This window comes from Chitinivorax sp. PXF-14 (assembly GCF_040812015.1).
Classification (GTDB): Bacteria; Pseudomonadota; Gammaproteobacteria; order Burkholderiales; family SCOH01; genus JBFNXJ01.
This window is the reverse complement of record NZ_JBFNXJ010000002.1, coordinates 247,620-262,208: the sequence shown is the minus strand read 5'-3', so window position 1 is coordinate 262,208 and position 14,589 is coordinate 247,620. Positions and strand designations below refer to the sequence as shown.

Annotated in this window: 9 protein-coding genes; 4 read left to right on the top strand and 5 right to left on the bottom strand. The window is 63.3% G+C overall.

Going from position 1 to position 14,589, the window contains the following annotated elements:
* Nucleotides 1-39: 39 nt before the first annotated feature.
* Nucleotides 40-1,650, top strand: coding sequence for a GMC family oxidoreductase N-terminal domain-containing protein (locus tag ABWL39_RS04000; protein WP_367787348.1), 1,611 nt, complete (start codon nucleotides 40-42; stop codon nucleotides 1,648-1,650).
* Nucleotides 1,651-1,656: 6 nt separating this feature from the next.
* Here the strand turns inward: ABWL39_RS04000 and ABWL39_RS03995 are convergent, their stop codons facing one another.
* The 4 genes from ABWL39_RS03995 to ABWL39_RS03980 all read right to left on the bottom strand — a co-directional run bounded on the left by ABWL39_RS03995 (nucleotide 1,657) and on the right by ABWL39_RS03980 (nucleotide 9,659).
* Nucleotides 1,657-3,795 (bottom strand): EAL domain-containing protein, encoded by a 2,139-nt coding sequence (locus ABWL39_RS03995; RefSeq protein WP_367787346.1) that lies wholly within the window; start codon nucleotides 3,793-3,795, stop codon nucleotides 1,657-1,659.
* Between the two features lie 10 nt (nucleotides 3,796-3,805).
* On the bottom strand, nucleotides 3,806-7,216 hold the full coding sequence (locus ABWL39_RS03990) for a CHASE domain-containing protein (RefSeq protein ID WP_367787345.1): 3,411 nt from the start codon (nucleotides 7,214-7,216) through the stop codon (nucleotides 3,806-3,808).
* Between the two features lie 252 nt (nucleotides 7,217-7,468).
* Nucleotides 7,469-7,807 (bottom strand): P-II family nitrogen regulator, encoded by a 339-nt coding sequence (locus ABWL39_RS03985; protein WP_367787344.1) that lies wholly within the window; start codon nucleotides 7,805-7,807, stop codon nucleotides 7,469-7,471.
* Between the two features lie 247 nt (nucleotides 7,808-8,054).
* Nucleotides 8,055-9,659, bottom strand: coding sequence for an NAD+ synthase (locus tag ABWL39_RS03980; protein ID WP_367787342.1), 1,605 nt, complete (start codon nucleotides 9,657-9,659; stop codon nucleotides 8,055-8,057).
* 203 nt (nucleotides 9,660-9,862) lie between these two features.
* Between ABWL39_RS03980 and ABWL39_RS03975 the strand changes: the two genes are divergently transcribed.
* The gene (locus ABWL39_RS03975; protein WP_367787340.1) at nucleotides 9,863-11,035 is read left to right on the top strand and encodes a GNAT family N-acetyltransferase; all 1,173 of its coding nucleotides are present in this window, start codon (nucleotides 9,863-9,865) and stop codon (nucleotides 11,033-11,035) included.
* 112 nt (nucleotides 11,036-11,147) lie between these two features.
* Nucleotides 11,148-11,480, top strand: coding sequence for an SCP2 sterol-binding domain-containing protein (locus ABWL39_RS03970; protein ID WP_367787339.1), 333 nt, complete (start codon nucleotides 11,148-11,150; stop codon nucleotides 11,478-11,480).
* 60 nt (nucleotides 11,481-11,540) lie between these two features.
* On the opposite strand, the gene phbB is transcribed toward ABWL39_RS03970, so the two are convergent.
* On the bottom strand, nucleotides 11,541-12,278 hold the full coding sequence (gene phbB, locus ABWL39_RS03965; protein ID WP_367787337.1) for an acetoacetyl-CoA reductase: 738 nt from the start codon (nucleotides 12,276-12,278) through the stop codon (nucleotides 11,541-11,543).
* A gap of 399 nt (nucleotides 12,279-12,677) precedes the next feature.
* On the opposite strand from phbB, the gene ABWL39_RS03960 reads away from it, so the two are divergent.
* On the top strand, nucleotides 12,678-14,564 hold the full coding sequence (locus tag ABWL39_RS03960) for an ATP-binding protein (protein WP_367787335.1): 1,887 nt from the start codon (nucleotides 12,678-12,680) through the stop codon (nucleotides 14,562-14,564).
* Nucleotides 14,565-14,589 lie beyond the last annotated feature (25 nt).

Sequence of the window (14,589 nt, the reverse complement as noted above, 5' to 3'; positions counted from 1 at the left end):
GCGTGCATCGCCCCACCGTCTGTCCCCCACGAGGTAAACATGGTTCCCGATCCCATCGCCACCGGCCTGGAACAAGGCTGGCAGGTCATCGACGCGTCCACGCTGTCCGCCGACAAGACGCTTGAAGCCGATGTCGTCATCGTCGGCACAGGCGCCGGCGGTGGCATCACCGCTGAAATCCTGAGCAAGGCCGGACTCAAGGTGGTGCTGCTCGAAGAGGGGCCGCTCAAGTCCTCGCGCGATTTCAAGCTGCGCGAGTCCGATGCCTACCCGCAGCTGTACCAGGAATCGGGCGAGCGGCAGACCAAGGACAAGGCGATCTCCATCCTGCAGGGGCGCTCGGTTGGCGGCTCGACCACGGTGAACTGGACGTCGAGCTTCCGCACGCCGCCATCCACGCTCGAAGTGTGGAACAAGCAGTATGGCCTACCCGATCTGACCGTCGATGCGCTGGCGCCGTGGTTCGCCATGGCCGAGAAGCGCCTCAACATCCACAACTGGCCCGGCGAGCCCAATCGCAACAACGATCTGCTGCGCGTCGGTGCCGAGAAGCTCGGCATCAGCTGGGGGCGCATCAACCGTAATGTCAACGGTTGCTGGAACCTGGGCTATTGCGGCATGGGCTGTGCCGTCAACGCCAAGCAGTCGATGCTGATCACCACCATCCCAGCGGCGCTGGGGCAGGGCGCCACGCTGGTATACCGGGTGCGTGTCGAGACACTCGGCGTCGTCGGCGACCAGGTCGGTACGGTCGAATGCCATGGCCTCGACAGCACCGGCCTGCTGCCAACGGGCCGCAAGCTCAGCGTCAAGGCGCGCCACGTCGTGCTGTCCGCCGGCGCCATCGGCAGCCCGGCGGTACTGTTGCGCTCCGGCGCGCCCGATCCGTTCAAGCTGCTCGGCAAGCGCACCTTCCTGCACCCGGTCAGCATCTCGATCTCGGACATGCCCGAGCCCGTGGTTGCCTCGGCTGGTGCGCCGCAGACCGTGTATTCGGACCATTTCCTGCACAATGGCCCGATCGACGGCCCGATCGGCTTCAAGCTTGAGGTACCGCCTATCCATCCGATGCTCGGCGCCACCACGCTGACCGGCATCGGCAAGTCGCACGCGGAGTGGATGTCGCGCTTCAACCATATGCATGTGCAGCTGGCATTGATGCGCGACGGCTTCCATCCCGATAGCCTCGGTGGCCAAGTCGAACTGCGCAGCGATGGCACGCCGATGCTCGATTACCCGCTGACCGATTACGTCTGGGAGGGCCTGAAGCGCTCGCTGCTGGTGATGGCGGAGCTGCAGTTTGCCGCCGGCGCGACGCGTGTGCTGCCGGTGCATGAGGGCGCGGTGCCCTACACCAGCTGGGCGCAGGCCAAACAGGCGATTGCCGCGCTGCCCGCCGAGGTGCTGCGTTTCCGCGTATTCAGCGCGCACGTCATGGGCGGCTGCCGCATGGGCAGCAAGCCGGAGGAATCGGTGGTCGACAGCCATGGCCGCCATCATCAGCTCGTCAACCTGCACGTGATCGACGGCTCGGCCTTCCCGACCAGCATCGGCGCCAATCCGCAGTTGTCGATCTACGGCCTGGCGGCGCGCAATGCGAGCAAGCTGGCCGAAACGCTGACCGGCAAGCCGGCGCCCGCGCTGGCCTGACGCGCATCAGGGGGCTGTGGCGAAGCCCCGTACGAAGGCTTCGACCTGTTCTGCCGGCATGGGCTTGGCGAAGTAGTAGCCTTGTACCACGTCGCACTTCAGCGCCTTGAGCCGGTCCAGCTGCGCCTCGGTCTCCACGCCCTCGGCTACGGTGTTGAGCCCGAGGTTGTGGGCCAGGCTGATGATCGACGAGGCGATCGCGGCATCCTTGCCGTTGTGGGTCAGGTGGTTGATGAACGATTTGTCGATCTTCAGCACATCGAGCTTGAAGCGCTTGAGATAACCCAGCGACGAATAGCCGGTGCCGAAGTCGTCGATGGCCAGCCGCACGCCGATCTGCTTGAGCTGGTCGAGCAGCTGGTAGGTCTGCTCGGTATCCTGCATCAGCATGCCTTCGGTCAATTCCAGCTCGATCATCTCCGGTGCGAGCTGCCACAGCGACAGCTGCTGCTGCAGGATGCGGCTCAGGTTGTCGTCGCTGAACTGGCGCGGCGAGATATTCAGCGCGATCGTGCAATCGGCATCGAGTACCCCCTGCGTATGCCATTGCTGGCGCTGCTTGCACACGCTCTCGATGATCCACGCGCCGACCTGGATGATGAGCCCGGTCTCCTCCATCAGCGGGATGAAGGTAGCCGGCGACACCAGGCCCGCGGTCGGGTGGTTCCAGCGTATCAGCGCCTCCAGGCCCACGATGCGGCGGCGCGCGAGGTCGATCTGCGGCTGGTAGTACAGCACCAGCTCATCGTGCTGCAACGCGTGGCGCGCGCTCTGTTCGAGCATCAGGCGGGCCTTGGCGCGGGCGTTCATGTCCGGAGTATAGAACTGGTAGACGTTGCGTCCCTCGTTTTTGGCGCGGTACATCGCCACGTCGGCAGCCTGCATCAGGCTCACCAGATCGCTGCCGCAGTCGGGATAGGTGGCGATGCCGATGCTCGCCCCGACGGTCACCTCCGTGCCGTTGAGCTGGAAGCTCGGGCGCAGTGCAGACAGCACCTTGCGCGCGCTGAAGGCCGCATCCTCGGCATCGTCGAGGTCTTCGAGTATTACGGTGAATTCGTCGCCACCCAGGCGTGAGATCGTGTCGCTGACGCGCATCGACTGCTTGAGCCGCTCTGCAACCTGCTGCAGCAACTGGTCGCCGGCATCGTGGCCGAGCGAGTCGTTGATCGGCTTGAAGTGGTCGAGGTCGATGTAGAGCAGCGCCACATACTTGTAGGTGCGGCCCGCCCGCGCCAGCGCGTGGCCGAGCGCCGTCTTGAAGCCGCTGCGGTTGTTGAGGCCGGTCAGGTGGTCGGTCATCGCCTGCAGGCGCAGTTGCAATTCCAGCGCCTTGCGCACAGTGATGTCCTGGAACACCACCACCACGCCGTTGTAATGCCCGGACAGCGGCGAGCAGCACAGGCTGACCGGGAAATCGCCGCGCCCGAGGGTGCGGAACTGGGCATCGTCGATACGGATCTCCTGGCCACGCTCGATGGCCGCCCAGAACGGCGTGCTCTGCCAGTTGGATGGCTGGCCGGCGTCGGCCGGGTAGAAGGCCTGGTGGCCCTGGCCGATCAGGCGATCTTCGGGCAGGTTGAGCAGTCGGCGCGCGGCGGGGTTGGCGAAATTGACCGTGCCGTTCGGATCGAAGCCCACGACGCCTTCGCCTGCCGCGTTCAGTATCGACTCGTAATAGCTGCGTTGGCCGTCGAGACGGCGATAGGCCGCCAGCAGCTGCCGTTTGCTCGCGTCGAGTTCGAGCAGCAGCTTGACCTTGCTGCGCAGCACATCACGCTTGATCGGCTTGGTGATGTAGTCGATGGCACCGCTCTCGTAGCCGCGCAGCATGGCGGCCTCGTCGCGCATGATGGCGGTGATGAAGATGATCGGGATGTGCCGGGTGCGCCGCGAGCCGCGCATCAGCTGGGCCATCTCGTAGCCATCCATGTCGGGCATCTGCACGTCGAGCAGAACCAGCGACACATCGTGCTCAAGCATCTTCTGCAAGGCAGCCTTGCCCGAGCTGACCATCATCAGCTGCACGCTGAGGTCCCCCAGAATGGCATCCATGGCCACCAGGTTTTCCGGGGTATCGTCCACGACCAGTACTACCTGCTCAAGCTGCTCGGCCGGAAAACGTTGGTTTGCGTCGATGTTCATCGGTATCTCGTTACGAAATGGCCGTTTCGAGTGCTCGGCCGAGCCAATGGTCCAGCGTCTGGTAGAGCTGGCTCTTGCTGACCGGCTTGGCAAGGTAGTCGTCCGCGCCGGCGTCGAGGCATTTTTCCCTGTCCCCCTTCATAGCATAGGCGGTCAGCGCCACAATCGGGCGCGTAAAACGCTTGTCTGCCCGCAGCCGGTGCGTGGTCTCGAACCCATCCATTAAGGGCATCGCGATATCCATCAGGATCAGGTCGATGTCTTCGCGTTCCTCGATACGGGCCAGGGCCTCGACCCCGTTGCCGGCCGTGATGACTTCATAACCTCGGTCCTCGAGCAGGCTGGTCATCGCATAGATGTTGCGGATGTCGTCATCCACCAGCAGCAGCGTGCCGCCGTGGGCTTGCGTATCCGCCGGCTGCGGCGCCGGGTGTCCCTGGGCGCCGATGTGCTCGACCAGCTCGTCGAGCATGTGCCCGAGCTGCGCTACGTCGACGGGCTTCTCGAGGTAGCCGACGATGTCGGGCCGCGCCGGTGAGGGTTGATCCAGGCAGGAGACAACCTGCACCGGCACCGTGTGGGTCGACGGCAGCTCGCGCAACTGCGTCAGGAAATGCCAGCCGTTGCCGTCCGGCAGCAGGATGTCGAGGATGATCGCTTTGACCGGCAGTTGTCGCGCCAGTTGCACGGCCTCGCCGCCGCTCCGGCTCAGCACCGGGGTGAGGCCACGGCTGCGCACACCGGCCGCGACGATCTCGGCGAAATTGACGTCGTCCTCGACGATCAGCACCAGCGGGTCGCCGCTTGCGTGTTGCGCCAATGCAGCCGGGCGGATGGCCGGCGCTTCGCGCTCCGGCAATGCCTGGCTGCGCGCAGGCAGATAGAGGGTGAAGGTGCTGCCAACGCCTTCCTTGCTGTCCACCGTGATGCTGCCACCCAGCAGCTGCGCCAGCTGCTTGGAGATGGTCAGCCCCAGCCCGGTGCCGCCATACTGCCGGCTGGTCGAGCCATCGAGCTGATGAAAGGCGAGAAAGATCTGCTCCTGCTTGTCCGCCGGGATGCCGCGGCCGGTGTCTACTACCTGAATGGCCAGGGTGTCCTTGGCCTCCAGCCTCAGGCCCGCCGGCAAGGGGGGCGCCGGGCGGGCGACACGGACGTGCACGCCGCCCTGTTCGGTGAACTTGATGGCATTCGAGATCAGGTTCTTGACGATCTGGAACAGGCGATTGCCATCGGTGAGCACCGCGCGCGGCGCGTTCGTGTCGATCTCGATGCAGAGCGACAGCTTGCGTGCCTCGGCGAGCGGCGCGAAGCTCTGCCGCAGATGAGCGGCAAAGTCCGCGAGGATGAGCTGTTCGACCTGCACCGTCATGCGGCCCGCCTCGATTTTCGACAGGTCGAGGATATCGTTGATCAGCGTCAGCAGCTCGTTGCCTGAGCGATGAATGATGTGCGCGTGCTCCACCTGCTTGGCGGTCAGGTTGCCCTGGCGGTTGTCGCCCAGCTGCTCGGCGAGAATCAGGATGCTGTTCAGCGGCGTGCGCAACTCGTGCGACATGTTGGCGAGAAATTCGGACTTGTAGCGGCTGGCCTGGGCGATCTGCTCCGATTGTTCACGAAAGCGCCGCTCGGCGGCCTTGCGCTCCGAGATGTCGATGATCGAGCTCATGATGAGCAAGCCATCGTCGGTCTGGATCGGATTGAGACCGATCTCGATGGGAAATTCGCTGCCGTTCTTGCGGCGGCCATACAGGTCGCGCCCAGCCCCCATCGGGCGCACCTGCGGCGTGCCGACGAAGGCCGAGCGATAGGCCGGGTGCGCCTTGCGGAAGCGTTCCGGGATCAGTATCTCTACCGATTGGCCGAGCAGCTCCTGACGCGAATAGCCAAACCAGACTTCGGTCTGTGAATTCACCAGCTCGATCACGCCGCGGCTGTCGGTCACCACCACGGCATTCGGCGCGGCTTCGACCACCAGCCGGAAACGCGCTTCCGAGCGCTTTCTCGACGAGATGTCGCTCATGCTGGCCAGTATCAGCCGGCCATCGCCGGTATCGATGGCGGAAAAGGTCGGCTCGATCGGAAACTCGCTGCCATCGGCACGCAAGGCCATCCACTCCAGTGTTGGCGCCGGCGGCGCCGGCACGCTGCCGGAAAAGAAGGGCTGGTAGCGCTCGTGGAAGGTGTCACGCGTGCTGGGCACGAGCAGGGCCGCGAACGGCAGGCCGATCAGCATCTCGCGCGCCTGGCCGAACCAGCGTTCGGCCGTACCGTTGACCATGGTGACGTGGCCGTCACTATCGAGTGCGAAGATGGCGTTCGGCATGCTTTCCATCAGGCCGCTGAAGCGCTGCTCGCGCTGGCGGATTTCATGCGTGGCCACGGCGGCCATGTGCTGTTCGCGGCCGCGTGCAGCGGCCAGGGTGGCTACCGACGCCGCGGCCAGCAGGCTGACGAGCGAGCCCAGCGCCAGCACCCAGCGATAGCGCGTGGACTCGGCCAGCGCCAACTGGGAATGGGTGGGCTGCAGCACGAGCAGCCAGTGGTGCTGCGCGAAGTCGATGCCGCGTTCGAGGTGGATGACGTCGTCCGTGGCGGTGGCGCCGGTAATCAGCTGCCCGGCCACGGCCTGCCGCCCATCGTAGACAGCCAGATCGAGGGGCGGCGCCTGACCCAGAATGCCGGCCAGCATCTCGTCCATGCGGATCTGCATGTAGACCCAGCCAAGCAGCGCCTCACGGCGTCGGGCCTGGGTATCGGTCGTACTGTGATTACGGTAGATAGGGTAATACAGCAGGAAACCGCTCGGCGTCGGCGTGGCGACATCCTGCTGCAGCGTGACCTTGCCGGTCGCGGCCGGCTCGCCACTGTCGGCGGCCAGCCTCATTGCGGCCTGCCGCTTGGCTTCGGTATACATGTCGAAGCCGATGATGTGGCGGCTGCTGTCATCCATTGGCTCGGTGTATTCGACCGCCGTATAGCTGTCGCGGTGCCCGGCAGGAAACACCCGGCTGCCCGGCACCGCCTCGGCCAGACGCTGCTGGTAGCCAGCCAGGCCGGCCCCGTCGATGCGCCGGGCAAAGCCGATGCCGCGGACGCCCGGATAGTTGCGATCGAGCCGCAGGTTGCGCACGTAGATCGAGAAGTCCTCGCGTGTGACCTCGTCGGAAGCGAGGTACAAACCCGCCACACCGGTCAGTGCAAGCCGATACATTTCCAGGCGCTTTCGAACCGCGGCCTGCAATTCGCTGGCCTGGGCGTCGATATGCTGCCGGAACAGCGCCTGATCCTGCTCATAAACCAGGTAGCCGACGCCGAGTGTCAGCAGCATCAGGCCGAGCCATACGAACAAGGCAAGCCGGCGTAGCGGGCCGGTCCAACGGGGGGTGGAAGGGGGGGCGAGTACCGTGGTTTGCGGCATGCCTGATATCTGTCCTGGTTTGGAAAATATATTGTTTACAGGTACTTACGGTTTGTCTGCCTGTATTGGTTTTATAGGTAGACCGCGAGCGGAAGCCAAGGTGCAGCTGGTGGGATTCAAGTCTGGAAGGGGGGCTGCGGCGTCGGCGGCCCTTGGCATGTCGTCGCCGGTGGGGCACCTCAGTGGAGTGCCAGAGCCGCCGTGGGCAGGAAGAGGCCAGGCTACAGTCGCGCTGCGACCTGGCTGTACTGGTCAGATGGCTTGTTCGTTGGTCTCGCCGGTGCGGATGCGCACGATCTGTTCGACCGAGGTGACGAAAATCTTGCCGTCACCGATCTTGCCGGTGCGGGCGGCCTTGATGATGGCGTCGATCGCCGGCTCGACCTGGGCATCGGCCAGGATGACCTCGATCTTTACCTTAGGCAGGAAATCGACGACGTATTCGGCGCCGCGATACAGCTCGGTGTGCCCCTTCTGCCGGCCGAAACCCTTGACCTCGGTCACGGTCAGGCCGGTCACGCCGATCTCGTGCAGGGCTTCGCGCACCTCGTCGAGTTTGAATGGCTTGATGACGGCTTCAATCTTCTTCATGAATATCTCCCATTTTTAAGTGAGGCCTCAGATGCCTAGATGCTGAGGCCAGAATCTGTTGCGGTCGTTCAGTGTGAAACAGTAGGGGCAGCGCGCATGTGCATCCCGTGGTGTCAGCGTCAACGTGAAGTACTCGCTGCAATATTCGCAGTAACCGCACCAGGTACCGTAGTAGCGCCAGCTATCGGGTATCGGCGGTGGCTCGGGGGCCTCCACCTGCTTGACGATAGGCGGCTGCTCGTCCATGTCACAGGCCGGAGCTGTAGCGGTTGGTGATCGGGTAACGCCAGTCCTTGCCGTAGCCGCGCGCGGTGATGCGCACCCCCACCGGGGCCTGGCGGCGCTTGTATTCGTTCAGCTTGATCAGGCGGATCACACGCTTGACGTCGGCTTCCGGGTGGCCCTCGGCAATGATTTCCTGCGGGCTGCGGTTGTTCTCGACATAGGCCTTCATGATCGCATCGAGCACATCATAAGGCGGCAGGCTGTCCTGGTCGGTCTGGTTGTCGCGCAGCTCGGCCGACGGCGCTCGGGTGATGATGCGCTCGGGGATCACGCAGCCGACACTGTTGCGATAATGGGCCAGGCGGTAGACCAGGGTCTTGGCCACGTCCTTGAGCACGGCGAAGCCGCCGGCCATGTCGCCGTACAGCGTCGCGTAGCCGACCGCCATCTCCGACTTGTTGCCGGTGGTCAGCACCAGTTTGCCCGTCTTGTTTGACAGCGCCATCAGCAGCGTGCCGCGCACGCGCGCCTGCAGGTTCTCTTCGGTGGTATCGACCGGCAGCCCGGCGAACTCGCCGGCCAGCGCGTCCATGAAACCGTCGTACACCGGGCGGATGGCGATCTCGCTGTATTTCACCTTGAGGATGTCCACCATCTCGCGCGAGTCGTTGACGCTGATGTCGGCCGTGTATTGCGACGGCATCATGACGGCATGAACCTTGTCGGGCCCCAGCGCATCGACGGCAATGGCCAGCGTCAGCGCCGAGTCGATGCCGCCGGACAGGCCGAGCAGCGCGCCAGGGAAGCCGTTCTTGAGGATGTAGTCGCGCACGCCGATGGTCAGCGCCTTGTATACCTGGGCCTCGATCGACGGTGCCGGCGCCACTTCACCCGGCACCCAGTCGCCGTCGCGCAGCTCGAACACGCCGAGCGCGTCGTCGAACATCGGCAGCTGGGCAACGAGCTCGCCCTTGCGGTTCATCAGGAACGAGTCGCCGTCGAAGACCAGCTCATCCTGGCCGCCGGTGAGGTTGGCATAGGCGATGGGCAGACCGGTCTGCTCGATGCGCGACTTGACGACCTCGTAGCGCACCTTCTGCTTGTCGACGTGGAAGGGCGAGGCATTGGGCACGACGATGACCTCGGCACCCGCCGATTTGGCCAGCGCGGCGGCCTGGGGTTGCCAGATGTCCTCGCAGATGTTGATACCGACACGTACACCGGCGATCTCGACCACGCATGGCGCGCCACCGGCCTCGAAATAGCGTTTCTCGTCGAACACCTCGTTGTTGGGCAGCGAGATCTTGCGGTAGGTGGCGATGATCTTGCCGTTGCGGATGATCGACGCGGCGTTGTAGCGCTTGCCTTTTTCCTGCAGCGGATAGCTCACCAGCAGGGCGATGCCCTGGGTCTGCAATGCCAGCTTGGCGAGCTGCGAGGCGCAGTCGGTGTAGAAGGCCGGGCGCAGCAGTAAATCCTCGGGCGGGTAGCCGCACAGCCCGAACTCGGGGGTAACCAGCAAGTCGGCGCCTTGTTCGCGCGCCTCGTGGACATAATGGGCAATCTTGGCCGCATTGCCGGCCAGATCACCGACGGTGGGATTGAATTGGGCGATGGCGAGTTTCATTATCGGTTTCTGTTATGTTTTATGGTCAGTCACGGGCGACTGGCTGCATTCACGACAGGCCGGAATCAGCTTTGTTACGATTATATCGTCTGGCGCGGTGCGCGCACGGGGTTTTGACACTGTGCCCGCCCGTGTTGCCCATCCCTCTACTGCAACTTTAATGCCCGGCCATCACCGGTACGCGCAAATCTTTCTGGATAACCATGCAAGCCGCGACAGAGCTACGGATCATCGACTCGCTGGAAGGCATCGTCCCGGCGCAATGGGATGCCCTCGCGGGTGAACAGCCCAGCCTTAGGCACAGCTTTCTGCATGCGCTGCACGAAACTGGTGCCGCGACACCCGATACCGGGTGGACGCCTTGCTACCCCACGCTGTGGCGCGATGATCGCCTGGTCGGCGCCATGCCGCTCTACCTCAAGGCCCACAGCTATGGCGAATACGTGTTCGACTGGGCCTGGGCCGATGCCCATCGCCGCCATGGCCTGCACTACTACCCGAAGCTGTTGTGTGCCGTGCCGTTTACGCCTGTGCCGGGGCCGCGCCTGCTGGCGCACGAGGCGGATGACCGCGCGCATTTGCTGCACGCCGCACGGGCGCTGATGCAGGCCGAGCCCGCGGTGTCGTCGCTGCATGTGTTGTTCCCGGCAGGCCAGGACATCGCCACGCTGGCGGACGAGGGCGGCATGCGCCGCGACGGCGTACAGTTCCACTGGCACAACCAGGGCTATGCGGACTTCGACGATTTCCTGTCGCGCATGCCGCACGACAAACGCAAGAAGATCCGCCAGGATCGCGCCCGCGCCAGCCGCGAGGTCGAGATCGTCGCGCTGGCCGGTGGCGACATCGGCGAGGCCGACTGGCGGTTCTTCCACCGCTGTTATGTCGAGACCTATCGCGCCCATGGCGCCAGCCCCTATCTGGACCTGGCCTTCTTTCAGGCGCTTGGCCGCAGCATGCCCGAGGCCTGCGTGCTGTTTCTCGCCAGGCGCGCGGGGCGGGCGGTTGCTGCGTCATTCTGCCTGGCCGGCGGCGGCGCCCTGTACGGACGCTATTGGGGAGCGGTCGAATTCGTGCCGGCCCTGCACTTCGAGCTGTGCTATTACCGCCCGATTGCCTACTGTATTGAGCAGGGAATGATGCGCTTCGAGGGCGGCGCCCAGGGTGAGCACAAATTGTCGCGGGGGCTCGATCCGGTGGAAACGCACTCCTGGCATTGGCTCAAGCATCCCGATTTCGCCGATGCCGTGGCCAGCTTCCTGCTGCGCGAGCGGGCGGGTATGCTCGAATATGTCGACGAGCTGCGGGAGCGGCGCCCGTTCAAAGCCAAAGGCGACGAGCCAGTCGGATTCGATGAAGTCAAGAATATTGGGTAACCCACTTGTCTGACATTCGAAAAGTCGGCTATGCTTTGATTCAATCAAACACTTGTTTGAAGTTTTTTGCCGAAACCGGCTTCCACCCATGTCTCAAAAGAAGGAGATTTACATGTCCCTGCCGTCCACCATCCAGGAACTGTTCAATGGTCTGCCTGCACGCCTGAAGGCTGCAGATGCCGCCGGCAAGAATAGCGTGTTCCATTTCGACCTGTCCGGGGACAACGGCGGCCAGTACACCGTCACCGTCGCTGATGGTGCGTGTAAAGTGGAAACCGGTCTGAATGGCGAAGCCAAGTGCAAGGTATCCGCCGCTGCTTCCGACTATCTCGACATCGAGCTCGGCAAGCTGCGCCCCGAGATGGCCTTCATGATGGGCAAGATCAAGATTTCCAATCTGCCGGAAATGATGACCTTCATGCAGCTGTTCACCAAGCTTGCTTGATTCGGCAGCCCGAAAAAACGCCCTCGATATCGAGGGCGTTTTTTTGTACCCGCGTGCCGCTCAGCAGGTGTGCTGGCCGCCATTCATGGCCACGTTGGCGCCCGTCATGAAGCCAGCCGCGTCGGAGGCGATGAAGGCCACCAGCGCCGCGATTTCCTCCGGATGGCCGAGCCGGCCGACCGGGATGCCGGCGATGATCTGGTTACGCACTTCTTCCTTCACCGCCATCACCATTTCGGTGGCGATGTAGCCCGGGCTGATGGTGTTGACGGTCACGCCCTTCTTCGCCACTTCCTGGGCCAGGGCCATGGTGAAACCATGCATGCCGGCCTTGGCTGCGGAATAGTTGGTCTGGCCGAACTGCCCCTTCTGGCCATTGATCGACGAGATGTTGATGACGCGGCCGAAGCCGAGTTCGCACATGTCGTCGATGACTTGGCGCGTGACGTTGAACACCGAGTCGAGGTTGGTCGACATCACGGCATCCCAGGCGGTCTTGTCCATTTTCTGGAAGCGGCCATCCTTGGTGATGCCGGCGTTGTTCACCAGCACGCTGACGGCACCGAGCGCCTGCTTGATCTTGCCAGCTGCCTCGACGCAAGAATCGAAACTGGTGACATCGCACTGTACCGCAAAGATGTCGAAACCCTCTGCACGCATTTTTTCCAGCCAGCCCTCATGTTTGCCGGGCGTGGAATACGTGGTGGCAACCTTGAAGCCGGCCTGCGCCAACCCCTTGCAGATTGCGGTTCCGATGCCACCCATGCCACCGGTAACGAGTGCGACTTTCTGAGCCATTTTTGTCTCCTGGAGTAATCAAAACATGCAATTGATTGCGTCACCCTGTGCATCTGGTGATCGATTTTTGCCGATTATGCTGGGACCTCTCTATGACGAGGTATTCGGTCTAACCCTATAGAGTAAATTCCCTAGCATGGGCTTGTGACTTCTTATTTAAGGATAGACAATTCATCCCGCTCAAGCGGCCGCAGTTTGAATGAGTAATATGACGAAACGATTTCTGTGGCATGACTCGGCTTTCCGTTGGCATGGGCGGATGAGGCCGTCGGCCAGGGTAATTTGCATAATTGCGTCAGTAGCGCTTGAATAGAGGGTAAATCCCGTTTCATGCCTGAGCATGGCTGCTATCGGGTGGCCGCTCCTGCACACACCGCTCCCAGGGGAGAGGGGACAAGAATGAGTTTGACCGTACGGCGTGCGATTGTATTGGCCGTGATTGTGGGGTTGCTGATTCCGGCAACCATCATCAGCTATATCACGCTGGAAGGGCGCGCCAGCGCCCTGAGCGCCCAGCTCAAGAAGGATCACGCCAGACTGACGGAGATCCTCGTGCTCGGCATGCAGGAGCCACTATGGAACCTCAGTGCCGATGCCGGCATGCCGCTGCTCAATTCGATCATGGATGACGATCGCGTCGTGCGTGTACTGGTGACCGACCCGGCGCTGGGCACCTTCCTGCAGGCCGAGCGCCCCGAGCGCCGCCGCGGGCAGGTGTACACGCTGCGCAAGACCGTCGTCTACCAGGGCAGCGAAATCGGCGTGGTCACGGTGGAGATGGATAGCGGTCAGTGGGAGGCCGCATTGCGGGACGACCGCAACAAGTTCCTGCTGACCGTCGGCGGCCAGCTGCTGGTGAGTCTGGCGCTGATCCTGGTGTTGATGCAGGCCCGAGTCCTGCATCCGCTGCGGCGCTTGATGACCGATTCGCAAAAGCTTGCACAGCGCGAGCTCGATACGCCGTTCGAATGGCTGCGCCGCGATGAATTCGGCGCGCTGGGGCGTAGCCTCGAAACCACGCGCCAGTCGCTGCAGACCCTGTTTTCCGAGCTGGAAGCCAAGAACCAGGCGCTCGAAGCCGATATCGCCGTGCGCAAGCAGGTCGAGAACCAGCTGCGCATCAGCGAGGAACGTTACCGGCGTCTGGTCGAGTCGACCAAGGTCATCCCGTGGGAGGCGCAGGCCGGCACCTGGCGCTTCAGCTATGTCGGCCCGCAGGCCGAGGCGCTGCTCGGTTACCCGTTGTCGATGTGGTACCAGGAGGGGTTTCTCACCAGCTACCTGCATCCCGACGACCGGCACCTGGCCTACCAGATTTTCGGTGAGGCCAATCCCGATCAGGCCGAGCGCGAGTTCGAGTGCCGGCTGCTGGCGGCCGATGGGCACAGCGTCTGGGTGTCGCTGGTGGCATCGGTGTATGCCGGCAAGGGTGGCGAAAAATACCTGCAGGGGTATCTGATCGACGTCAGCGCTCGCAAGAAGGTCGAGGAGCAGCTGATCCATTACCGTGACCACCTCGAAGAGCTGGTCGAGGCACGCACGGCAGCGCTGGCATCGGCCAACAACGAGCTGCAGGCCTTCAGCTACTCGGTGTCGCACGACCTGCGCGCGCCGTTGCGGACAGTCGATGGCTTTGGCCAGGCGTTGCTCGAAGATTTTGGCGAAAAGCTCGATGAGCAGGGGCGCGACTACATTCAACGCATGCGGCGTGCCACCCAGCGCATGGGCGAGTTGATCGACACGCTGCTCAACCTCGCTCGCCTGGCGCGCAGCGAAATGCACCTGGAAATGCTGAGCCTGAGCCTGTTGGCGCAATCGGTGGTGGAAGAGCTGCAGGCCAACGAGCCGGAACGCAAGGTGGAAGTCGTGATCGCACCCGAGGTGTACGTCCACGCCGATGGCAAGCTGCTGCGCTCGGCGCTGTACAACCTGCTGTCAAATGCCTGGAAATTCACCGGCAAGAGCGAGCAGCCGCGTATCGAATTCGGTTGTGTCAACAATGCCAGCCGCCGCGTCTATTTCGTGCGCGACAATGGCGTGGGCTTCGACATGGCCTTGGCCGGCAAGCTGTTCGGCGCATTCCAACGCCTGCACACGGTGCAGGAGTTCGAGGGCATCGGTGTCGGGCTGGCCACGGCCCAGCGGATCATCCACCGGCATCGTGGTGAGATCTGGGCAGAGGCCGAGCCGGGCAAGGGCGCAACCTTCTATTTCACCTTGCAGACCACGGCAGGGGGCGCGGTAGAAGAGGGCGGGCCCACGGTCGAGACCACTTCGCGCGCCTGATGCGCGGCTCGGTCGGAGCAGGCCG